The 22,300-nt window shown below is 37.3% G+C and carries 15 protein-coding genes; 9 read left to right on the forward strand and 6 right to left on the reverse strand.

Annotated elements, in window-relative coordinates; genetic code table 11:
- Positions 1 to 146: 146 nt before the first annotated feature.
- The 3 genes from OVA16_RS14905 to OVA16_RS14915 all read right to left on the reverse strand — a co-directional run bounded on the left by OVA16_RS14905 (position 147) and on the right by OVA16_RS14915 (position 5,741).
- Complete coding sequence (locus tag OVA16_RS14905; RefSeq protein WP_267760895.1) at positions 147 to 311, reverse strand: hypothetical protein; 165 nt, start codon at positions 309 to 311, stop codon at positions 147 to 149.
- A complete protein-coding gene (locus OVA16_RS14910) occupies positions 308 to 4,945 on the reverse strand; it encodes an alpha-2-macroglobulin family protein (protein ID WP_267760898.1) in 4,638 nt (1,545 codons plus the stop codon). The genes OVA16_RS14905 and OVA16_RS14910 overlap by 4 nt, the downstream gene beginning before the upstream one ends.
- A 187-nt stretch (positions 4,946 to 5,132) precedes the next feature.
- A complete protein-coding gene (locus tag OVA16_RS14915) occupies positions 5,133 to 5,741 on the reverse strand; it encodes a hypothetical protein (RefSeq protein WP_267760900.1) in 609 nt (202 codons plus the stop codon).
- A gap of 299 nt (positions 5,742 to 6,040) precedes the next feature.
- Between OVA16_RS14915 and hsdR the strand changes: the two genes are divergently transcribed.
- The 5 genes from hsdR to OVA16_RS14940 all read left to right on the forward strand — a co-directional run bounded on the left by hsdR (position 6,041) and on the right by OVA16_RS14940 (position 14,645).
- Positions 6,041 to 9,265, forward strand: coding sequence for a type I restriction-modification system endonuclease (hsdR, locus tag OVA16_RS14920; protein WP_267760903.1), 3,225 nt, complete (start codon positions 6,041 to 6,043; stop codon positions 9,263 to 9,265).
- A gap of 150 nt (positions 9,266 to 9,415) precedes the next feature.
- Positions 9,416 to 10,879 (forward strand): N-6 DNA methylase, encoded by a 1,464-nt coding sequence (locus OVA16_RS14925; protein ID WP_267760906.1) that lies wholly within the window; start codon positions 9,416 to 9,418, stop codon positions 10,877 to 10,879.
- Positions 10,879 to 12,321: a restriction endonuclease subunit S gene (locus OVA16_RS14930; protein WP_267760909.1), complete on the forward strand. Its 1,443-nt coding sequence runs from the start codon at positions 10,879 to 10,881 to the stop codon at positions 12,319 to 12,321. The genes OVA16_RS14925 and OVA16_RS14930 overlap by 1 nt, the downstream gene beginning before the upstream one ends.
- 15 nt (positions 12,322 to 12,336) lie before the next feature.
- Entirely contained in the window at positions 12,337 to 13,881 is a 1,545-nt protein-coding gene (locus OVA16_RS14935; RefSeq protein WP_267760912.1) for an AAA family ATPase, read from the forward strand.
- Positions 13,878 to 14,645, forward strand: coding sequence for a hypothetical protein (locus OVA16_RS14940; protein WP_267760916.1), 768 nt, complete (start codon positions 13,878 to 13,880; stop codon positions 14,643 to 14,645). The genes OVA16_RS14935 and OVA16_RS14940 overlap by 4 nt, the downstream gene beginning before the upstream one ends.
- Positions 14,646 to 14,670: 25 nt before the next feature.
- On the opposite strand, the gene OVA16_RS14945 is transcribed toward OVA16_RS14940, so the two are convergent.
- Entirely contained in the window at positions 14,671 to 15,684 is a 1,014-nt protein-coding gene (locus tag OVA16_RS14945) for a helix-turn-helix transcriptional regulator (protein WP_267760919.1), read from the reverse strand.
- Positions 15,685 to 15,776: 92 nt separating this feature from the next.
- Between OVA16_RS14945 and OVA16_RS14950 the strand changes: the two genes are divergently transcribed.
- The 4 genes from OVA16_RS14950 (at position 15,777) to OVA16_RS14965 (ending at position 18,944) form a co-directional block, all read left to right on the forward strand.
- Positions 15,777 to 16,805, forward strand: a complete 1,029-nt coding sequence (locus OVA16_RS14950; protein WP_267760922.1) for a hypothetical protein — start codon at positions 15,777 to 15,779, stop codon at positions 16,803 to 16,805.
- Entirely contained in the window at positions 16,805 to 17,755 is a 951-nt protein-coding gene (locus tag OVA16_RS14955; protein ID WP_267760924.1) for an STING domain-containing protein, read from the forward strand. Before OVA16_RS14950 ends, OVA16_RS14955 begins: the two co-directional genes overlap by 1 nt.
- Before the next feature lie 107 nt (positions 17,756 to 17,862).
- Positions 17,863 to 18,468 (forward strand): Panacea domain-containing protein, encoded by a 606-nt coding sequence (locus OVA16_RS14960; protein WP_267760927.1) that lies wholly within the window; start codon positions 17,863 to 17,865, stop codon positions 18,466 to 18,468.
- 2 nt (positions 18,469 to 18,470) lie between these two features.
- The gene (locus OVA16_RS14965; RefSeq protein ID WP_267760929.1) at positions 18,471 to 18,944 is read left to right on the forward strand and encodes a hypothetical protein; all 474 of its coding nucleotides are present in this window, start codon (positions 18,471 to 18,473) and stop codon (positions 18,942 to 18,944) included.
- A gap of 81 nt (positions 18,945 to 19,025) precedes the next feature.
- Here the strand turns inward: OVA16_RS14965 and OVA16_RS14970 are convergent, their stop codons facing one another.
- The gene (locus OVA16_RS14970; RefSeq protein ID WP_267760931.1) at positions 19,026 to 19,430 is read right to left on the reverse strand and encodes a hypothetical protein; all 405 of its coding nucleotides are present in this window, start codon (positions 19,428 to 19,430) and stop codon (positions 19,026 to 19,028) included.
- A 119-nt stretch (positions 19,431 to 19,549) separates the two neighbouring features.
- A complete protein-coding gene (gene topA, locus OVA16_RS14975) occupies positions 19,550 to 22,090 on the reverse strand; it encodes a type I DNA topoisomerase (protein ID WP_267760933.1) in 2,541 nt (846 codons plus the stop codon).
- Positions 22,091 to 22,300 lie beyond the last annotated feature (210 nt).

The raw sequence follows: 22,300 nt of genomic DNA on the forward strand, positions 1-22,300 counted from the left end.
ATGGAAAAAATAATTACTTTAATCAAGTTTTCGGCAGGTTTTATACGCTTTATCTTTACCAATGTTTGGCCTAGAATATGAGTTACAGGTTATGAGTTTTGGGTTACGAGATTAATCTCATAACTGGCAACTCGCAACCCATAACGCTACTTACCAACTTCAACCCAAAAACCAGCTTTTGCTGCTGCAATTTTATTGTCGTACATGGCTTCGCATTGTACATTAGACAAATAGAACCTACCTAAATAAGAGGCGTTAAGCAATACCCTAAACGTCTTGGTTTCTCCCTCTCTCAGGTTAAAATAGGTCATACTCTATCATCTCTAATATCTTGGTAATCGTAAGCCGAGGTAGTAAAAGCACCCTCGTTGTCATGCAGTTTGGTATTGATAATTTCCCAGCCCGAAGGGAAAATTTGTGTTAAAGCCATTTGCTCATACAAACCTTGTCTTCCTGTATTTTTTACGTTTACCTCAGCATAAAAATCTTGGCCTTGTTTCAATTGCGCTGGATTTAGTTCTTGCCCTTTCATGTTTTTGTAACTTACATCCATTACCAACAAATCTGGATTATTTGGCAAGAAATCATTTTGTCCTGTTGCTGGGCGACCCTGAACAATTAACCTCGCAAAAAGTACACCATTGGTTTTGTTGCTAATACTTGCTTTGTTGCCTTTGAAACTGATTGGAACGCTACTGTAATATTGTTTACTATTTACCGAACCTTTAGCTCCATCCAATACATATTGGAAATTCAATTGTCGCGACGATTTTTGCTCTCCACAGAATTTCGCTATAGCCAATAAACTGTAAGCGGTAGTTTGGGTACTGTACCATTGGTCTTCGCCTAGTTTAGCTGCAACTTTATTTAGTAATTGTAAAGCTCTATTTTTTTGCCCGATCAAAGTAAGCGTTTCCATAATCATGGCTTGGTCTCTCAAATCTGAACCATAAGTGCCGCCCAATTGTTGGTAAGCGCCAACTTCGGTTGCCAACCCTCTGGTTAAACTGCTAGCTGCACCGGTTTGCCCAGCCAGTTGATAAGCGGCGGCCAACCTCCATTTTGCTGCATCGCTTAAGTATTCGAAAGCCCGCAATCTATTCATGGCTGCCATTTCTGGTTTTTTAGCTAATGCCAACACGTACAATCTGTAAGCTTGGCTTAAATCTCCGCCGTAGAAATTATTGGTATTTGGTGTCCAATTGTTGGCTTTGCCTTTCAAATAGCGTACTAAGCCATCATATAAACCTACAGGTAGGGCATAACCGCTTTCTTGCGCTTCAATTAAAAAGTGTCCAGCATAGTTGGTTCCCCATTCATCAGCAGTTGGGTTGCCTGGCCAATACGCTAAACCACCATCGGTAGTTTGAAAACCTTTGAGTTTGTTAATTCCTGCTTTAACGTTACGCTCAATTTGTGTTTTTTTCTGTTCGCTTAATGCTGATAATCGATCTAAATACAACTGAGGAAACACACCAGAAGTAGTTTGTTCTACACAACCGTGTGGATATTGGATCAAATAGCTCAATCTTTTTTCTAAATTGATAGGAGGTATGGACGATACTTCCAAACTTCCACTATTTGTGCCATTAGTGCCAATAGCAGCATAATCAGCGCTCCAACTTTGGTTGGGCTGTATTACTGCAGAAATCACATTGGTAACCATTGGGTTCGGGTTTCTAATGTCCAGTTCTACATTGGTAACCGTTTTTTCTGATCCGCTTTGCGCAATGATTTTGATTTTAGCAATACCCGTATTATTTGGTGCGGTAACGTTAAAATAAGTCAGTTGATCGCCAGCTTTGGCAAATTTTAACATTTGTTTATTGGTAACGTTAATTTGCAGGTTGCTGGTTTGCAGACTTACCGAAACGTTTTTAATGTTATTGTTGTTGGCAAAAACGTTAACTGGTAATGTAAAACTTTCTCCAGGGCCAATTAACCTCGGTACCGAAGCCAGTAGCATGATCGGTTTTTTCACTTCTACCGCTTTTTCGGCATTTCCGTAAGCGCCGTCATTAGCTGCAACTACCATCACTTTTACCGAACCAATGTACTGCGGCAACTTAAACTTGTGGGTTTTCTTTTCGCCTTTTCCCAATTGAAAAGGGCCCATAAATTTAACTACGGGTTTAAATCGGTTGGCTTTGGCAGGGTTAATGTTTTTGTTAATAGCTCCATCGCCACCAATACTTAAAATCCTTTCTAAATTACCACCCCAAGCACCTAATACTTGATCAAATAGATCCCAAGTTTTAACGCCCAAGCCTTCTCTAGCATAAAAAGAAGTATGAGGGTTTGGAGTTTGGAAACGGGTAAGATCTAACAAGCCTTCATCTACAATGGCCACGGTATAGGTCATCGCTTTGCCATTGGCCTCGCTAATAGCTAAGCTACTTTCGGTTTCTGGTCGTAGTTCTTTAGCTATTGCAATTTGAGGTTTTAAAATGGTTTCTGGATTTTCGATACTCAACGGAATAGCTCCGTACATCCTAATAGGCATATCATTTACCGTTTGGCTGTGCGGTTGCAGCAAGGTTACGTTGGCAAAAACATTAGGTGTCATGTTTTTATCGGCCTTAAAGGTAATTTGTGTTTGGCCTTTTTTGGTGTCAGCCCAAAAAGTTTTTACCACTCTGCTACCATTTTCTATAGATACTAAAGCCCTGCCGTTTTCTGGCGATGGAACGGTTAAGGTAATTTCTTCGCCAACATTGTATTTAGCTTTGTTTGCAGTAAAAGACAACATAGCCGCCTCGGTTGGGTTGCTACCTTGCTCACGTTGTGCCCATCCTGGCCAATCTATGTAAACTTCTTTAGCTGCAAAGTGGCCACCGCCGTAAGCACTACCCACTACAATTAAATAACGTCCCCATTCAGGCTCGTCAATTCTTAAATTCCATTTTGCTTTACCGTTTTGCATCTCTACCTGCTCAGACCTGATGAGTTTATTGTACTCGTTCTGGGTAAAGTTGGCATAGTTGTCTTGGTTGTTTTGTTCCCACCACCAGCGCCATTGTACTTTATACAAAGCTACGGTAACTGTTTTATTGGTATTTAACAGCGCACCATCTCTATTTACATTTACAATATCTACCTCATGGTCTTTTCCTGTTACCAACATCCCCGTCATTTTATCGCCTTGCGGAGATTTGATGCCGAAATAATTATCGTAAACATGGTAGGGTATACTGAAATTATCGATACTGAAATTACCTCCAGGCTCGAAAACTTTAGTAGTGATATTTGCCCTAAGTATGCCAGGAGCAGCCATTTGATCATTTAAGTTGGTGTTTACCGTAGCAACACCAGCTTCGTTCAAAGTGCCTTCAAATACCGTTTTTAATTGCGTGTCAAACTGTACAATTGGGTTATCAAAAGCATAATCTTTAAAATTAGGGAAAGAAGTTTCGCCTTTGCTTAAATTGATATCGACCTTGGCCTTTAGGTTTTGTGCAGGTGTGCCAAACAACCATTTAGCGGATAAGGTAGCGGCAGATACTCGTCCGTTGCCTAAATATTTTTTACCGCCCAAATCGAAATTGATTTTAATACGATTTGGCGTAACTGTTTCTATTTTAAGGTTTTTGCTGAAAGTAGCGCCGCCAGCTTTAAATTTAGCTTGCCATCCGCCAGTTGGCGCCGTATTCTCTGTAGCGGTTTTAAAGGTATAAAAGCCGTTTAAAGGTTTAGTGTTGCTTTGCTTTTTAACTAATTGTCCTTTAGGGTTATAAAGCTCAAAAATAACTGGATAATTGGCTGGGAGTTTACCTAATTTATCTTCTAAAATAAATGATAAATAAATGCTGTCGCCTGGTCGCCATACACCACGTTCGCCGTAAATGAAGCCTTTGATGCCATTTTGCACCACCTCGCCGCCAACATCAAACCTAGATAAAGGCAGCGAATTACCATCATCTAGTTTTAAATAACCACGTTCGGCACCATTTTTAGCCACTAGCAAAAACGGTTTTCTTTTTAAAGAGAAATTAGCCATGCCATCGCCATCGGTTTTAACGGTGGTTAACACTTGCTTTTGGTAATCGAGCAGCTCAATACTTACGCCACTTAAAGGCTTAGCTGATAATAAATCGGTAGCTACTACCAACATACTTTCATCGTTACCTCGTTTGGCAATTAAGCCAATATTTGAGGAAAGTAAGTTGCGATGTGCCCATCTTTCGCTGGTGTAATAAGATGGTGTACAAGGATCTTCGCGATCGCTCCAACGGTAGCCACGAGGATAGTAATTCTGGTAGTTGTTCCAAAAATCGTCGTCTTCATCTATTTTCTCTCCATAATCGTAGCCGCCGTACTCACTTTCTTCGTCGCTTTCAGTGTTTTCATTGGCACTTGTTTGCGTACAATTGTACAAGGCGTAAGATTGCTTAAACATGATACTAACGCGGTACATGGCGCCAGGCTCGGTTTTAATCAGCTTGTCTAAATCAAGTGTAAATCGGTTCTTTTTTCTAAGATCTAATGATTTATCTTCGCTTAAATGGATGGTTTTTTGTAATATAGGTTTCGCTACACGACGTAACTCGTTACCTTCTTTGTAGTTGTTCACTTGAAAAAATTGCGGAATGTTATCTTGGAAAATCTTGATAATGGTAACTTCAACCGCTTTTAAATTTACCGCTTCGAACGGTAACACCAACTTGCCCGAATTAGGTAGGATGGTGCCTGTACCGACAATGGTTACCGCAGGCTTTTTGTTCTCGAAAATCAGGTTCGCACTTTTTGAAGCTTCAAGGTTTTTTCCATTAATGTTAGTGATGGCATTACTTACCGTAACATTGTAATTGCCCTCTAAGGCATCAGGTGCATACACTTTAATTTGGCTACCATCTATAGTAAAGCGTAAATCACTTAAACTGCCCACAGTAATTAAGCCTGCTAAATCTTGGGTAACGCTCACAGGCTCGGCACACTGAATTAACACATAATCTTCTTCTTTTTGTACGGCTTTAATGGCTAATACTTTAAATACATTTTTAGCAGGAATTTCTAATGTGGTTTCGCCCTTATCATCATCAGCGTTAATGGCATCGCCGTTCCAATTAAGGCTTAAACTGGCATTTGTTTTCTGGATACTATCAATGGTAAAAGTAGAAGTTTGCTTTTGTGGGTTATGGTTCCACTTTATTTTTAGCTTTTGCGGAGAATTGAGCGATAATGTTTTTTCTATATTTTCGGTATCTTCTACATCGGCAGTGCTTACCTCGTTTGGTTAACTTCATTAAATGTAGCGAAGTGTTATTTTGTGAAACTAAACCGTTTTCTGTGAACGCTAATCCGGGTTTAATTACCTTAAAGTCAAATTCAAATTCTTCCAATTTTTCTTCAACAGGAAATATTTTGGCCAAATTTAGCGTGGCTTCATAATTCTGATCTGGCTCTAAGTTCTCATCTGGGCGAAACTCTAAAGTTTGTGCATCAATCCAATAGGTTTTTCCTTTGATAGACGGAGAGAAGTCGAACAATTTTTTGTCGGTTTCTCCTAAATCGGTGGTATTGCTTACCGAATTGGCCAAATGTACCCTGATGTAACTTTTCTTGGATATTATTCCAGAAGTATAGGCATCAATATATTTGGCAAACTGCGAGCGATCCTGTTGCTTATCTTTTTTTAACAAAAAGTAACCCGCAACAATGGCAGATAAAACAAGAACACCAATAACGATTACCTTAAAATTAGGTCGTTTGGGAGCGATAACTGTTGAGTTTTGTTGGTTCATACACTAAATAGACTTTAGATATGAAGATAACGAAAAAAGAATAGATTTGTTGGAGGTAGAGAAATATTGTTTAAAGTTGGGTTGTCATCTTGGTTGATGGCGCTTTTTTCAGATTTTAGCTAACCTTGTTTTCCTCATTTTTTTTGTGCTACGAAACATCTTAAAAAACAGTGTTTTAAAGTTAATAGTTGTGTTTGTAAGGATCAAATTGGTAATAATTGCTAGTTTGAATAAGTGCAAGAACCAATTAGATATTGTTCAATTATTATTATCTTGTGCCATTAACGTCTATAAATTAAATGCAATATTCAAACTTTGATTTCCTTAGCGAAGAGTACCCTCTGCTACACAATCTAGCGCAGGCAGCCGAATACAATTTGTACCAAGACCCAAGCACATCGTTGTATAAACTGCGGCAGTTTGGAGAGTATATGACCGCTCAAATTTTTGATACCTATGGTATAGATTTGCCAGAAAAAGATACTTTTCAAGCTAGAATTTATACGCTTAAAAATCAAGGGTTTTTGCCATTAAGTATAGAAGATTACTTTAATATCATTAGGCGTAAGGGTAATGTTGCTGTACACCAATATAGCGCTACTACCGAAGGTGCTGCTTTAACCCTATCAGCTGCGTTTAAGTTAGCCAAATGGTTTTATGCGGCCTATTCTGTAAAAAATATAAATATACAGGGTTTAACTTTCGAGCAACCTACCAATTTAGATAGCAGGCATGCCTTACATACGCTGGAAACCGAGTTAGCGTCCATCAAAACGCAATATGAAGCATTACTAAGCCAAACAAAAGAAGTATCTGCTGCGCAACAGGCTGCTTTCACAGAAAGGGCTAAGCGCTCTGCTTCAAATCTGGAAATGAGTGAAGCCGAAACTCGCTCTATCATAGATCAACAATTGGTTATGGCGGGCTGGGAGTGTGATACCATTGGCCTCAATTACAAAACACATAAAACACTGCCACAAAAGGGCAAAAATAGAGCCATTGCCGAATGGCCTTGTGGCGGCAAATGGGCCGATTACGCCTTGTTTATTGGAGAAGAACTGTATGCCATTGTTGAAGCTAAAAAATATGCGCAAGATATTTCGAGTAACCTAGATCAATCTAAAATATATGCTGAGTGTATTGTAGGTTCAGAAGATTACCAATTGTTGGGGCAGTGGGAAAATTATAAAGTGCCTTTTCTTTTCGCCAGTAATGGCAGGTCTTATATAGAACAGTACAAGACTAAATCGGGCGTTTGGTTTTTAGATATACGCAATGCGTACAATAAGGCACATGCCTTAAATTCTTTTTACTCGCCAGCAGGTTTAAAAGAGTTGCTACAAAGAGATATCAATGCCGCTAACCAAAAGCTAAAGGAAGATGATTATGGCTATCTAAGTTCTAGCAGCGGTTTATCTTTAAGGTATTATCAAATTGATGCCATTAAGGCGGTAGAACAAAAGTTGCAACACGAAAACCCGGATGATAAACGTGCTTTGCTGGTGATGGCTACTGGCACGGGTAAAACGCGTACCATTGGCGGTTTAATTTACCGCATCATTAAAGCTAATAGATTTAGAAGGGTATTGTTTTTAACCGATAGAACGCTTTTGGCTACACAAGCTAGAGATGCCATATCAGATAACAAAGTAGAAAGCCTGCAAACTTTCGCTTCTATTTATAAAATAGCCGATTTAGATTTAAAACGGCCTGACTACGAAACTCGTTTGCAATTTGCTACCGTGCAAAGTATGGTAAAGCGGGTTTTTTACAGCGAGGAACCTTTGCCTGTAGATGCCTTTGATTGTATTGTTGTAGACGAAGCACACCGCGGCTACATTTTAGATCGCGATTTTGTGGAAGATGACCTGGCTTTTAGAGACCAAGAAGACTACATCGGCCAGTATAAAAAGCTGTTGTTTTACTTCGATGCTTGGAAAATAGGTTTAACCGCAACGCCTGCGCTACATACCTCAGAGATATTTGGTAAACCAGTGCATGCTTATTCTTACCGAGAAGCGGTGATTGATGGCTTCTTAAAAGATCATGAGCCGCCTTATACCATTAAAACTTTGCTTAACGAAGAAGGCATACATTGGCAGCGAGGAGAGAGCGTATCGGTTTACGACCCAGAAACGAATACCATTGAAGAATTGGCCAATTTGGAAGATGATATTGATTTGGATGTAGATCAGTTCAATAAAAATGTATTGACACCTTCTTTTAACCAAACGGTACTGGCCGAATTGGTAAAAGAGCTGGACCCCGATGGCGAACAGAAAACACTCATTTTTGCAGCGAGAGATAGCCACGCCGATGAAATTGTGCGGATTTTGTACGAAGAGTTTGAAAAAATAGGAGTGCCTGTGCACCAAGATGCCATTAAGAAAATAACGGGCAGTATTAAAGACCCCGCTCGGGAGACCAAGAATTTTAAAAACGAAAAATATCCCAATATCGTGGTAACGGTTGATTTGTTAACTACTGGTATAGATGTACCAGCCATTTGTAACCTGGTGTTTTTAAGAGCCGTAAAATCTAGAATTTTGTATGAGCAGATGATAGGAAGGGCTACCCGTTTGTGCGACGAAATTGGTAAAGAAAGCTTTAAAATTTACGATGCCGTGCGTTTGTACGAAAAAATGAAAGATAAAACGCAAATGATTGCGGTAGCTAACCCAAGTGTAAGTTTTCAGCAACTGAGCAGAGACCTACAACAAATGGACAATCAAGCACAATTTGAACGTTTTAAGGAGCAACTTATCGCAAAATTGCAGGGTAAAAAGAACCAGATTAAAGGCGATGATGAAGAGCGTTTTGGTTTCTTAGCAGCGCAACAAAGCCCCGATGAGTTCATCAATAGTATTAAAAACTTGTCGATGAACGAAGTAAAATCACTGCTGCTAGATACTGCCGATTTATGGCCATTTTTAGATGAACAAAAAGCAAGTGGCAAAAAGATATACCTCTCGCAGCATAAAGATGAATTTTTGGTAATGGAGCGTGGCTACGGCAAAGGTGCCAAACCAGAAGATTATATTTTAAACTTTAAAGAATACATTGAAGCCAATAGAAATAAAATTGCTGCATTGAACATCATCTGTACCAAACCTGCTGATCTAGACCGTAAATCGTTAAAAGAACTAAGACTTTTGCTAGATAGCCAAGGCTTTACCGAAACTGCTTTAAATACCGCTTGGCAAGCTAAAAACATGGTAGATACCTCAGCAGATATCATTGCCTACATTAGAACTTTAGCTTTAGGTACCGATTTAGTGACCCCGCAACAACGGGTAAAAAATGCGATAAATAAGATAAAAACCAGCAGAACTTGGAATAAGACCCAATTAACTTGGATACAAAAATTTGAAAAGCAACTGCTCGCCGAAACCATTATTACCAAACAGGATCTTGACCTACAGCCTTTTGTGAATGACGGCGGCTTCAAAAGATTAAATACCATTTTTGAAGATGACTTAGAAAACTTACTTAAGCAATTAAATGAGCATCTTTTTACGGCTTAATCTTAAATAAAACTGCATTTTTGTATTTGTTCATTCTGAGCCCACGGTCTGTCGTCCTGAGCTTGTCGAAGGATAGCTGATTTTATGCAACATTTGAAAAGTCTTCGACAAGCTCAGACTGAAAATATTAATTAACCATCAAAAACACACATGAGCGCACAAGAAATAGCTAATAAACTTTGGAACCTTTGTAACGTACTCCGCGATGACGGCGTTACCTATCATCAATACCTCAACGAACTTACCTATATCTTATTCCTTAAACTATCTGAAGTTAAAAAGTTTGATGACCAAATTCCTGAAGAGTACCAATGGAAGGTATTTGTAGCTGAAACCGATAATTTAAAAAACTTTAATCGCTACCGTGAGTTTTTGGCTACAGTAAGTAGCAGAGCTGATGCAAGTGAAAAGATTAAACAAATTTACACCAATGCATCTACCACCTTAACCAAACCAGTTAACTTTAACACCTTGGTAAAAGCCATTGATAAGCTAGATTGGTACGAAGAGAACGATCGTGATGTAATGGGCGACATTTACGAAACCTTGCTAGAAAAAAACGCAGGCGAAAAGAAATCTGGTGCTGGCCAATATTTTACACCAAGACCATTAATTAACGTAATGGTAGATTTGATGGTGCCTAAATTGGGCGAAAAATGGAACGACCCCGCTTGCGGTACCTTTGGTTTCATGATAGCAGCAGACCATTACCTCAAAGAAAAACATTTTGACTATTATGAATTAAACGAAAAAGAAAGAAGTTTTCAAATTAAAGAAGCTTTTTCAGGCGTGGAGTTAGTTGGCGATGCGCAACGTTTGGCGGTAATGAACGCTCAATTACATGGCTTAGAAAGTAAAATTGACCTAGGCGATACCCTTACCGATTTGGGCAAAAGCCTCAACGGGTATGATGGCGTATTGGCCAACCCACCTTTTGGTACCAAAAAAGGTGGAGAGAAACCCACTCGCGACGATTTAACCTATCTCAGCAGCAACAAACAGCTTAACTTTTTGCAACACATTTACCGCTCGCTTAAAAAAGATGGTAAAGCCCGTGCTGCGGTAGTATTGCCAGATAATGTGCTGTTTGAAGATGGCGACGGACAGCGCATTCGGAAAGATTTAATGGAAAAATGCAACCTGCATACCATTTTACGTTTGCCAACAGGTATATTTTATGCGGCGGGTGTAAAAACCAATGTGCTGTTTTTTACCCGCGGCAAAGCCGAAGAAGGCAATACCAAAAACGTATGGTTTTACGATATGCGTACCAATATGCCAAGTTATGGCGTACGTACCCCCTTTACCGAAAAAGCATTTGCCGATTTTATCATTGCCTATACGGGTGGGGTAAACTTTGAAAACGTAATGCATGGTTTTGATGGTGTGGTTAACGATGCCAAACGAGCCGAAATTAAAGACGAACGTTGGCAATGTATTACACTAGATACCATTAAAGCCAAAAACTATTCTTTAGACCTAGGCCTCATAGCCGATAGCTCGCTTACCAAAGCCGAAGATTTAGGCGAACCAATTGCCATAGCCCAAGAAGCATTAGCAGAATTAAACTTGATACAAAAAGAGTTGGAAGATTTAATTAAGGAGTTGAGTTGATGGAAGAGGTGTTACCAAAGAATTGGGTGGAAACGGAATTGGGGAATATCTTATCTGCAAGAAAAGGTAAAAAACCATTAGCGTTAGTTGAAGAAATTATTGAAGGTTATTTGCCTTATATTCTTATTGAACAATTAGAAGGTAAGCCTTATCGATTATTTACAAATGATGAAAAAGTAGTTAGGATTGATAAAAACGAGGTTATTTTAGTTTGGGATGGTAGTATTGGAAAGTGTGGCTCTGGATTTTGCGGAGCATTAGGTTCTACCTTTGTAGCAATGAATCCATTAGGGGGTATTCCAACAAAATTTTTAGAGTATATTATAATTTCAAAACAGAATTATATAAAGGAGACCTCAACTGGTGTTGGTCTACAGCATATTAATAAGAACTTCTTTAAAGAATGTTTGATTAATCTCCCTCCATTAGCAGAACAAGAACGTATAGTAGCCAAGTTAGATAAATTATTTGCGCAACATGAAACCATTAAAAAAGCTTTAGACCGCATACCACAATTGTTAAAAGATTTTAGGCAGCAAGTATTAACGCAAGCGGTTACAGGTAAATTAACAGAAGAATGGAGAAAAACAAACAAACCAAATACTTATTCTTTTGAAGAACTAAATAAGTATCGAGAAGAAGTTAAAAAAATTTACGCAAGCAAAAATGGTAAAAGTAAGGTAGTATATAAAAAGTCTAGTGAAGTCAAGTTAGGCGAGAATACAAAAGGGATTGAATATTTGTATAAAATTCCTGATTCTTGGCTATGGACAAATCTGGATCAGGTTACATGGAATATAAGTGACGGACCTCATTTTTCGCCGAAGTACGTTGCTGAAAATGAAGGAAAGAGATTTATTTCTATGAGAAACGTAAATGTAAATGGTGTCGACTTTTCAGATTGCAAATATGTTTCAGTTGAAGATCACAATCAATTCGTTAAAAGAGGCAAACCAGAAATTGGAGATTTATTGTACACAAAGGGCGGTAGTACAGGAATTGCGTGCGTTTTGGATACAGATGTAGATTTTTCATACTGGGTTCATCTTGCTTTGCTTAAAGTCGTAAAAAAATCAGTTAATTCAATCTTTCTAAGAAATGCACTAAATAGCCCTATGTGTTATAAACAATCTCAGGCTTTTACCCACGGAGTTGGAAACCAAGACCTAGGTCTGACAAGAATGATTTATATAGCTTTTCCACTTCCACCTTTAAAAGAACAACAAGAAATCGTTAACCGAGTAGAAAGCCTATTTGCCAAAGCAGACAAAATAGAAGCAAAATACAAAGCCTTAAAAGCTAAAGTAGCTACTTTGCCACAAGCCATTTTGCATAAGGCATTTGAAGGCGAGTTGGTACCGCAATTACCTACAGATGGCCACGCCAAAGATTTGTTGGCCGAGATTATGGCTTTAAAAAATGAGGTAAAAAAGAAGAAATAACAAAATTGCTCTCTAATGAAAATAAAAAAACTTTGGATATCTGATTATAAAAATGTCAAGGATATCGAGTTAGAATTCAACACTGAATTAACCACACTCTTAGTTGGACAAAATGGTCTAGGTAAATCGAACTTGTTAGAAGCTATAGCTTTAATATTTAATAGTTTAAGAGGTTTCATTTCTCAAGGTGATGCTTTTTTGTTTTCTCAAAGAAATTTTGATTTTATAATCACGTATCAACGAGATAATAGTTGCTATCAAATAAGCATTTTAGCAGGTGAATTTTTAGTTTATGAAGTTTTGGATGAAGTCCTTGCAGAAATTTCATTTAAGGATTTTGTAAAGAATTCTAAAAAATATCTTCCAACTTATATACTTGGTTACTATTCTGGCGAGAATAAACGTTTAAGAAAAATAACTAGTGATTATGAGGGTATATTAGTCGATAGTTTGAAACGAAATCGTGGTGATAATGATAGCATCTTAAGACCATTTTTCTTTGCTGAAAACAAGCATAGTCAGCTTTTATTGATAACGCTTGTTTTGTATAAAGATCATCCAACTTATAGCACTTATATTAATAGCCTATTTGAAAAATATCTAAATATAGAATTAGTCAAATCCTTTGATATAACTTTTAGAAGTCCTGATTGGAATTTTAAAAATATAGGAGGCGTAAATAAAAGTGCCGAAAACTTAATAGCAAATATCAATGATCAGGTAGAATTTCCTTTTTGGAATGTTAAAGGTAAGCTAGATCTATTATTAACTAGATTTTATAATTACCAACAAGATTTAGGTGTTTTACCATTTGCAGATGATAGTCTTGGTTATGAAACTTTGACATTTGGAGATATTGATCTTGCTAAATTTCAAAAAGATTTATACGGGTATTTCGAAAATCCGCTAGTATTTTTCTCTGCTTTAGAAGCTACAATGGTAGTCGATATATTTGAAAGTTGTAGTATTAAGTTAAAGAAAAATGACTTATCAATAGATATTGCGTTTGAAGAGTTAAGTGAAGGTGAACAGCAATTACTGACTGTGCTTAGTCTTGTCTTATTTTTTGGCGATAAAGATTGCCTCATGCTATTAGATGAACCCGATACACATCTAAATCCAAATTGGCAAAGGGATTATATTCAACTGCTCAATGAATTTAACTTAGAAGACCGTAATTCACACATATTTGTGGCCACCCATAGTCCTTTATTGGTGCAAAGTGTTCAAGATAAGGATAATCATAAATTCGATATTATACTCTACTGTAAAGACAAGGACGGAAGTATTGAGATTGAGAATAGACCAGATATAATTGAAAATTGGAGAATAGATCAAGTTTTAACAAGTAAATACTTTGGAATTGAAAATACTAGACCAGTTAATACAGATCCTTACTTGACATTAAAACAAGAAATTATCAGAAAAGGTGAGCTCAACGAAGATGATATTGAATTACTCAATTCTCTAAAAGATGAATTGGGGTATTTGCCATTTGGAGAAACTATCACAGAAATAGAAAGTTTAGCCTTCTTAAATTCAATAAGTAAAAATAGATGATTTACATTGATAAAAGACATGCTCAGGTTCCCGCTATACTGCTAACGGACGGAGCTACAGAAACACAAAATCTTAGAGATGCTTATGACGATGATAATACATATTTTGATAACAAACGAAGTTATGAGGTTTTTAAATCAAGTATTTATGGCAACTCAGAAGTTAAAAATAGTCTTATAGGTATTCAAAACCATAAATGTTGTTTTTGTGAATCTCGTGTTACTCATATATCTGATGGCGATGTAGAACATTTCCGACCAAAAGCAGCTTGGTTGCATGATACAGATGGTTTAAAAAAACCTGGCTACTTTTTTCTTGCGTATGAATGGAGTAATCTTTTATTAAGTTGCCAAGCTTGTAATCAACGAGCGAAAGGGAATCAGTTTCCTATTTTAAATTCGAATATCAGAACCACAATTACTTCAACTTATGATTGCTCTTTAGAAAATGCAATATTTATAAATCCTTCTAATGAAGACCCAGAGATATCGATTTCTTTTTTTGAAGAAATCCCGAAAGGAAATAATTATAGGGGAAGAAAAACTATAGAGTATTTAGAGCTAGATAGATTTTCTTTAAACGATGCCAGAAGAGAAAAACTGAAAGATTTGTTTGCATTGAAAGACGCAATAGACGTGTTACAAAATGAAGCAGATAGGGAGAGAGCGGAGGATATTCTTAGAAGAAGGATATCTGAGATAGTTAGCGAAAATTTGCAATATGTGTCGATGGTGAAATGTAACTTTCAAGAATATTTAGATTAACCATGCTTTCAGAAAATAACATTAGTTACAGGTGCTGATAATTGTGTGAACTAACTTCTAAACGTTTAACAATATTATCTCTCAAATAGCTTGGAACCAACACCTCCACTCGTTCTCCAAAACTTAATATCAAACTTTCCAGCTCATAATTTGGGACCACCTCAATAGAGATAGTCAATTCTCCATCAATATAGCTTACTTTCTTTTGCGAGTGGTGTAGTGGTTTAGATAACACATAAGGTGCAGCCGATGGAAAAAATTTCAAAATAATTTTTTGCTTTTCTAATCCTTCGGTTAAAGTTACCCCAATGATATCGTCAAAGTATTCTTCAAAATCTATAGTGTTTTCTCTATAAGGTTGAGTTTCCTGTTCAATTTGCTTTATCCTATCCAAGGCCAAATTGCTGATCCTATCTAATGCGGCGTTCCAACCTAATAGAAACCATCGGTTATTGTACTGCTTTAAATAGTATGGGTGGATAATAAATTTTTGAGCGTGATCGCTTCTGTATGATTGATAAGTAATGCATAGCGTTTGCTGGTATAAAATATGCTGAAACAGTTTGCCCAAGTAGGCTATGCCTTCTAAATACGCATTATTGTCGAAACCGATAATGGGAGAAACGTTTTGCTCCATCATAAAAGCCTGTTCCAATTTGGGGCTCAGTTCGTTTACCCAGGCAAACTGCGGCATTCCCTCAAAGCGGCTTAAAATATCCATGGCAGAGCGTATTTGCTCTATATCTGCTTGGTTTAGGGGTTGCTTATCTATAGAGAAATCTGTTTCGCCGTAGCGGTAATAAGTTCTTTTCCCGTCTTTAAGATGCGCAATAGGAGCACGGTAGCCTTCTTCGCTGGCCATGTATTTAAGGTCATCCAACACCTGCCTTCTGCTAATGCCTTTACTATCAGGATTAATTTCTAAAAGCTTAGCGGTGCAGGCATCAATTAAATCTTGAATGAAATACTTTTTAACCGGATTGCTCAAGCATTTATCCAGCACATGGTAACGAAGGTTTGCGTTTTTATTGGTAGCCATCGGCGTTATTTTACAGAAGTTTAAAGATAAACTTATCTGTGCAGATAGACTGCATAGATGACGGAAATATTTGTATCATAAAATAAAACAAGATGGCAAATTTGAATTACGAAAGAAGGTTGGCCAACCTGAAGGCCCGTAGGTTTGATGAGATACTGCTTAAAGCAGATGTGTCTGAATCATTTGGTAGAGCTGTTGTATCAAATACATTAGAGTATTTGGTGGAGGCTATGCGTCCCATAGGTAAGAAGTATAATGATGTAACCCTCAACGCTGCAAGCAATGTTCAAAGTCATTTAGAAGCAGGTTTTAATTTGCCATTTACTAGAGCTTACCGTAAGCAAGGTTCTGTAATGACGAATACCAACATTAAATTATACAGCGATATTGATCTTTTAACGATTATCGATAGCTATGTCTTCTTGGCTCCAGCGTTATTGCCACCAAAATCTCCTTATTTAGGCGATACCGATCTCGATATCGTACAACTTCGTAGGCAAGCGACCAGCATTATGCAATTGAAATATGATGAAGTAGATACATCTGGCAATAAGTCAATTAATATCTATAATAAAAATTTACGTAGAAAAGTAGATATTGTTTTTAGTTATTGGTATGATACCCCAAATTATTTATCGAATAATGATGAATTCTATCGTGGTATTCATCTTTATGATTTCGAGAAAAAGCAAAAGCAATTAGATTATCCATTTGCACATATTCATAATGTGAACCAAAAATCTTCTTCCACTAACGATGGGAGTTGTAAAGGTATCAGGTTATTAAAAACCTTAAAAGTAGACGCGGAGAAAGATATCGAACTTTCAAGTTTTCAACTTACTACACTGGTCTATGAAATGGATAATGTTGACTTATACTATAGCAGGGGTAACGAGCTTAAAATTGCTATAAATATGTCTAAGCAAATGGCAAAGATGATTACTTATCCTAACTATCGTCGATATATAAAAAGTCCAAACGGTATGGAAACTCCTTTCTTTGAGGATAAATGTGTGGGTGCATTAAACTTGCTTAAAAGGGATTTGGATAGGCTGATTGAAGATTGCGGCGGAGAAGTAAATAATTATCTAACTAACAGTGCTCTTTTAAGATATAGCTAATGAATGTTAAGCCAAGAATATTTATAGGTTCTTCTAGCGAAGGACTTAAAGTTGCAAAGTATGTGAAATCTTATTTTGCTAACGACTTCGAGTGTTTTTTGTGGACAGATGATATATTTAAATACAATGAAAGCGTATTTGATACACTTTTGAAAAGTGCCAGCCTGTTTGACTTTGGGATAATGGTGGCTACAAAGGACGATTTTACGGTCTCGAGGAACACCAATTTTGACACCCCTCGTGATAACATTGTTTTTGAATATGGTCTTTTTTTAGGTAGAGTAGGTGCAGGGAAAGCTTTTGTACTACAGGAAGAAGGAACTAAATTACCTACAGATCTTTTTGGAATTACTACCCCGCGTTTTGTGTTGGCTGATAACTTACTGCAAGCTGAAAAGTTAAATGATGAGCTTAGGAAAATCGGTAATTCGATGAAGGAGAAAATGAAAATAGGGGAGTTGGGCTTGTTACCTTCTACTGCTTTAGCGATTGGCTATTACGAAAATTTTGTGGCCCTAAGTTGCGAGGCTTTGATTGCCAAAGGTGAATTGCAAGTTGGTGGCAAAGTTTTCAAGAAATTTGAATTTAATATAGTTATTCCAAATGATTTAGATGGTGATGTTAAAAAGAAAGCAAAAATTTTCTGCACGAAACTGGGACTTAAGGAGGCTAAGATTGAAACCTCGGGCAGGGGCTATCCAATTTGGGTAACCTACAAGGAGGGTGATGACGTCCTAAAGATTTACGATATGCCACCTACAATTAATGGAATAGATAAGGCTATTGAAATGTATATGAAAAAAGGGCATATAGGGAAAACCACGGAGCAAAAATTATTAGAAGAACGTGAATTAAGAAACTTTAAAAATGTAATTCAACTATTAATTGACAATGATGCCTATTGTAAGCATTTAGTTAGATTTGTGGATGAAAATCAAGAGTTCTTTTGATCACTTAATACGATTAACATTAACAAATGTTGACGCTGTAGATACAACAATTGTTGTATATTAAACTACAGCAGTTATATTTGTTCATCATTGATAATAAAAGATATATGGAAATTACATTAGCACAAGACAAGGCCTTTAATGCGCTGATTTACTTTGCGGAAAATATAAAGCCATTATATCTCACTAAGGCTATAAAGCTATTATACATCGCCGATGAGATGGCTATGAAGCAATCTGGTGTACCTGTTACTTGGCTAAATTACAAAGTATGGAAATTGGGGCCGGTGGCAGAAGATGTTTATCAAAAAGTTAAATCAGCTCATTTAGGGCATCAAAAAGGCGATGGCTCTCATTCCATTTCACATTTAACGGTATCTTCTAGGTCTGGAGCTTTGGGAGATGGAATTCTATTAGAACCAGCAAAAGCATTTGATGATTCACAATTTTCAGACTACGATATTGAAATCTTGGATACAGTAATTAAACAATATGGTAAATTAAATTCTGATCAATTAATTGATATTCTACATGCTGAAGGTACACTTTGGCACAAAAAAGTAACCGCTAATAATCTTGAAGAGCAGTTTGCGTTAAAGAGCAATCGCTCTGACTTTGTCATAGAACTTACTGAATTATTAGATACCGATTTTAAAAAATCTGCCTTTGAGGTTGCTTACCAATCTTACCTCATGCAAAACGAATTGTTATAGTCATGAAGGCGCTCTCTACCGGTCATGTTTTACGCATACCAGATTTCGACTTCGAGAATGGTGCCGAAACTAGAGATAAGTATCTCATTGTAATAGATACCAATGAAGAAAAAGCGCTCTTTTTACGGGTGCTTACCACCTCCAAAGTAAAAGTGCCCGAAGATAAAATCATGCATGGTTGCCGAAATGAACCTAATAATGGTCTACATTATTTCATGTTTGAAAAAGATAGATGTATTGGCTCGCTAGAAAAGCAAGATTTTTCATTTCTGTTACATACTTTCATCTTATTTCGCAATAACATTAAAGAGGTAGATACGTTTTCTTTTATCCAAAAATACGAACATACGGCAGAGCTGGTTTGCGAAATGCAAGAAGACGAGTTCTTAAGGCTTAAAAAATGTATTAGGCAAAATGGGCGTATGGCAGATAGATCCGCTAAGAGAAATTTTCCTGATATTTTTAATGTAGCATAGCAATTCAATTACTTAAAAAATAATATCGGTATTTCTTTGAGAGGGTGTGTTGCAAAAGTACAGTTAAAAATTAATCAATAACTATTTGATCATCACTCCAGGCTTATTCAGCACCGGAATTCTCATCAAGTTTTCATCAACGATGCTTTCTGGCAAGAAAATGAATTTCTTATCGTAAATGGTGCTACCAATATAATAACTTAGCCAATATTCGTTGGTTAAGCCAAAAACAGCTGGGTCAATGGCTTCTACACCTGCCGAGCTTTGGGCTGCAACATCGCCAATAAAATGCCTTAGCAATGATGTTTTTACCTGCTTACCGTCTTTTTCTCCGTAACCTTTAGAGGTAATTAAAACGTTAGTAATAGGTTCATTCTTGAAATTAACCAGATAAACCGTCCAGTTTTTTACTTCTGGCGTTTCGCTCATTAAAGCTACTGCAATGGCTACGTCTTCTACAATATTTTCGGGTAAGTCTTTCTTCATCTAGAGTAAGGATAAAGGAGCAAAGAACAAGGATAAAGGAGCAAATATAGAGGGATAAATATCAAGAGATTAATAGCACCAGTCTTTATTCCTTGTTCCTTACTCTTTGTTCTTAATTGTTACTTTTTCTTCGCTACTGCTTTCTTTTTAGCTGGTGCTTTCTTTGTATCAAAAGCTTTGGGCGATTGTTCTACAATTAACTTCTTAACCTCTTCTAAAGAAATTTCTGCCAATTCTTCTGCGGTATATTTTCCTTTAGTTTTAGGGTTATTCTTTAATTTAAGCATTTCTTTTCCGAAACGGATAAACGGTCCCCAACGGCCATTTTCGATAGCAATTTTTTCACTTTCCCACTGTTGTATGTAGCGGTTGTTCTCTTTCTCTATCTTTTTCTCAATCAGTTCCTTAATGTCGTTTGCCGAAAGTGAATCGAAATTGTAAGCTTTAGGAACATTGATGAATAAATTGTTCCATTTAATAAAAGGACCAAAACGCCCAGTTCCTTTGGTTACCGGCAAACCTTCGTAAGAGGCTACAGGAGCATCAGCAGTAATTTTTTCGCCAATAATTTCAATAGCCCTAGCTTGATCTACACTTAGCGGATCTTCATTTTTAGGAATAGAAATAAATGTATCACCCCATTTTACATAAGGGCCAAAACGACCAAGACCTACCGAAACCTCCTTGCCCTCATAATCTTCTAATTGGAAAGGCAATTTGAACAAATCTAAAGCTTCTTCTAAGGTAATGGTACCTACCGATTGTGTTTTGGTTAAACTTGCGTAACGAGGTTTTTCGTCTTCATTGTCGCTTAGTTCGCCAATTTGAACCAACGGACCAAAACGTCCAACCTTGGTATACACATTTTTACCAGTTGTAGGGTCTGTACCTAGCAAACGTTCTCCAGTAGCTCTGTCGGCATTTTCTATGGTAGTTTCTACCTCGTTATGGAATGGTTTGTAGAACGAATGTAGCATATCTGTCCATTCTTGCAAACCTTGTGCAATCTCGTCAAACTGTTTTTCTACCTTGGCAGTGAAATTAAAATCTACAATACCTTTAAAGTGTTCTACCAAGAAATCATTCACTACTTCGCCAATATCAGTAGGGAAGAGCTTCGCTTTTTCGGCGCCAGTAATTTCTGATTTCTTTTGTTTGTTAATTTTTCCATCAGTTAATGAAAAAGCCAAGAAATCTCTTTTTTTACCGTCTCTATCTTCTTTAACTACGTAACCTCTATTTTGTATAGTAGAAATGGTTGGAGCGTAAGTAGAAGGTCGGCCAATGCCTAATTCTTCTAGTTTTTTTACCAAACTAGCCTCTGTATAACGTGCTGGCGGCCTAGAGAAACGCTCTGTTGCCAGCATTTCTTTTAGTGCTAGCGATTGGCCAACAGTTAATGGTGGCAATAAATTGTTTTCGTTTTCCTCGTCTTCATCGTCGGTAGATTCTAAATATACCTTCAAGAAACCATCAAACTTTAACACTTCGCCTTGTGCACCAAAAATTTCTTTTCTGCTACTTACGCCAATATCTACAGTAGTTTTTTCGAAAACGGCTTCGCTCATTTGAGAGGCAATGGCACGTTTCCAGATTAACTCGTATAAGCGTTTTTCAGCATTATCGCCATCGGTAGTATGTCTGTCAAAATAAGTAGGGCGTATGGCTTCGTGAGCTTCTTGTGCACCTGCAGATTTGGTTTTGTAAACTCTTGGTTGGTGGTATTGGCTACCATAGGCCGATTTAATTTCGGCAGCAGCAGCGGCCACAGCAGTTTCCGATAAGTTTACCGAATCGGTACGCATATAAGTGATCTTACCGTTTTCGTAAAGCCTTTGCGCAATTTGCATGGTTCTGGCCACCGAATAGCCTAATTTTCTAGAAGCTTCTTGTTGCAGGGTAGAAGTGGTAAATGGCGCCGCCGGATTTCTCTTGGCAGGCTTAACCTCTAAATTGTTTACCTTAAAATTAGCGTTTACACAATCTTGAAGAAATTTTTCGGCTTCTTCTGCTTTTTCAAAACGTTGCGGCAGTTCTGCTTTTACAATTTCTTTGCCATTGCCAGTAGTAAATTGTGCGGTAATTTTAAAGGCAGCGGTACTATTAAAACTATTTACTTCGCGTTCTCTATCTACAATTAAACGTACTGCAACAGATTGCACACGGCCGGCAGATAAAGAAGGTTTAACTTTTTTCCAAAGTACAGGAGAAAGCTCAAAACCTACCAAACGATCTAAAACCCTGCGTGCCTGTTGCGCATAAACCAAATTATAGTCTATACCTCTAGGCGTATCAATGGCTTTTAATATGGCTGGCTTGGTAATTTCGTGAAATACAATACGTTTGGTGTTTTCTTTTTTTAATCCAAGTGTTTCAAATAAGTGCCAAGAAATGGCTTCTCCTTCGCGGTCCTCATCGGATGCTAGCCATACCGTTTCGGCTCCCTTAGCTAATTTTTTTAATTCGGCTACCACCTGTTTTTTATCTGCTGGTACCTCATAAGTTTGCGAAAAATCATTGTCCACATCAATTCCCATGTCGCCCTTAACCAAATCACGAATATGGCCGTAGCTAGATTTCACTAAAAAATCTTTTCCAAGATATCCTTCTATGGTTTTCGCTTTTGCGGGAGACTCTACTATCAATAAATTTTTTGCCATTAATTAGGGATTTTGTGCAAATAAAACTATAATATCCCCGAATATCAAAATTGATGGCGTTTTTTTTAAAGAAAAATGATTGTAGTGTTAATCGGTTAACTGTGTAATTGGTTAATTAATAACTATTGTTCGATTGTCAAATTGTGATGATGTGGATTATCCGTAAACTCGGTTAATTATACATCTGCTAATTGAAAAATGTTGATGCAC

The sequence above is a fragment of the Pedobacter sp. SL55 genome (genome assembly GCF_026625705.1).
In the GTDB taxonomy this organism is placed as follows: Bacteria; Bacteroidota; Bacteroidia; order Sphingobacteriales; family Sphingobacteriaceae; genus Pedobacter.

What these genes read in the sequence shown, in the direction of transcription:
- OVA16_RS14905 (WP_267760895.1), bottom strand. Translation starts at nt 311, where the DNA reads ATGACCTATTTTAACCTGAGAGAGGGAGAAACCAAGACGTTTAGGGTA.
- OVA16_RS14915 (WP_267760900.1), bottom strand. Translation starts at nt 5,741, where the DNA reads ATGAACCAACAAAACTCAACAGTTATCGCTCCCAAACGACCTAATTTT.
- hsdR (WP_267760903.1), top strand. Translation starts at nt 6,041, where the DNA reads ATGCAATATTCAAACTTTGATTTCCTTAGCGAAGAGTACCCTCTGCTA.
- OVA16_RS14925 (WP_267760906.1), top strand. Translation starts at nt 9,416, where the DNA reads ATGAGCGCACAAGAAATAGCTAATAAACTTTGGAACCTTTGTAACGTA.
- OVA16_RS14930 (WP_267760909.1), top strand. Translation starts at nt 10,879, where the DNA reads ATGGAAGAGGTGTTACCAAAGAATTGGGTGGAAACGGAATTGGGGAAT.
- OVA16_RS14935 (WP_267760912.1), top strand. Translation starts at nt 12,337, where the DNA reads ATGAAAATAAAAAAACTTTGGATATCTGATTATAAAAATGTCAAGGAT.
- OVA16_RS14940 (WP_267760916.1), top strand. Translation starts at nt 13,878, where the DNA reads ATGATTTACATTGATAAAAGACATGCTCAGGTTCCCGCTATACTGCTA.
- OVA16_RS14945 (WP_267760919.1), bottom strand. Translation starts at nt 15,684, where the DNA reads ATGGCTACCAATAAAAACGCAAACCTTCGTTACCATGTGCTGGATAAA.
- OVA16_RS14950 (WP_267760922.1), top strand. Translation starts at nt 15,777, where the DNA reads ATGGCAAATTTGAATTACGAAAGAAGGTTGGCCAACCTGAAGGCCCGT.
- OVA16_RS14955 (WP_267760924.1), top strand. Translation starts at nt 16,805, where the DNA reads ATGAATGTTAAGCCAAGAATATTTATAGGTTCTTCTAGCGAAGGACTT.
- OVA16_RS14960 (WP_267760927.1), top strand. Translation starts at nt 17,863, where the DNA reads ATGGAAATTACATTAGCACAAGACAAGGCCTTTAATGCGCTGATTTAC.
- OVA16_RS14965 (WP_267760929.1), top strand. Translation starts at nt 18,471, where the DNA reads ATGAAGGCGCTCTCTACCGGTCATGTTTTACGCATACCAGATTTCGAC.
- OVA16_RS14970 (WP_267760931.1), bottom strand. Translation starts at nt 19,430, where the DNA reads ATGAAGAAAGACTTACCCGAAAATATTGTAGAAGACGTAGCCATTGCA.
- topA (WP_267760933.1), bottom strand. Translation starts at nt 22,090, where the DNA reads ATGGCAAAAAATTTATTGATAGTAGAGTCTCCCGCAAAAGCGAAAACC.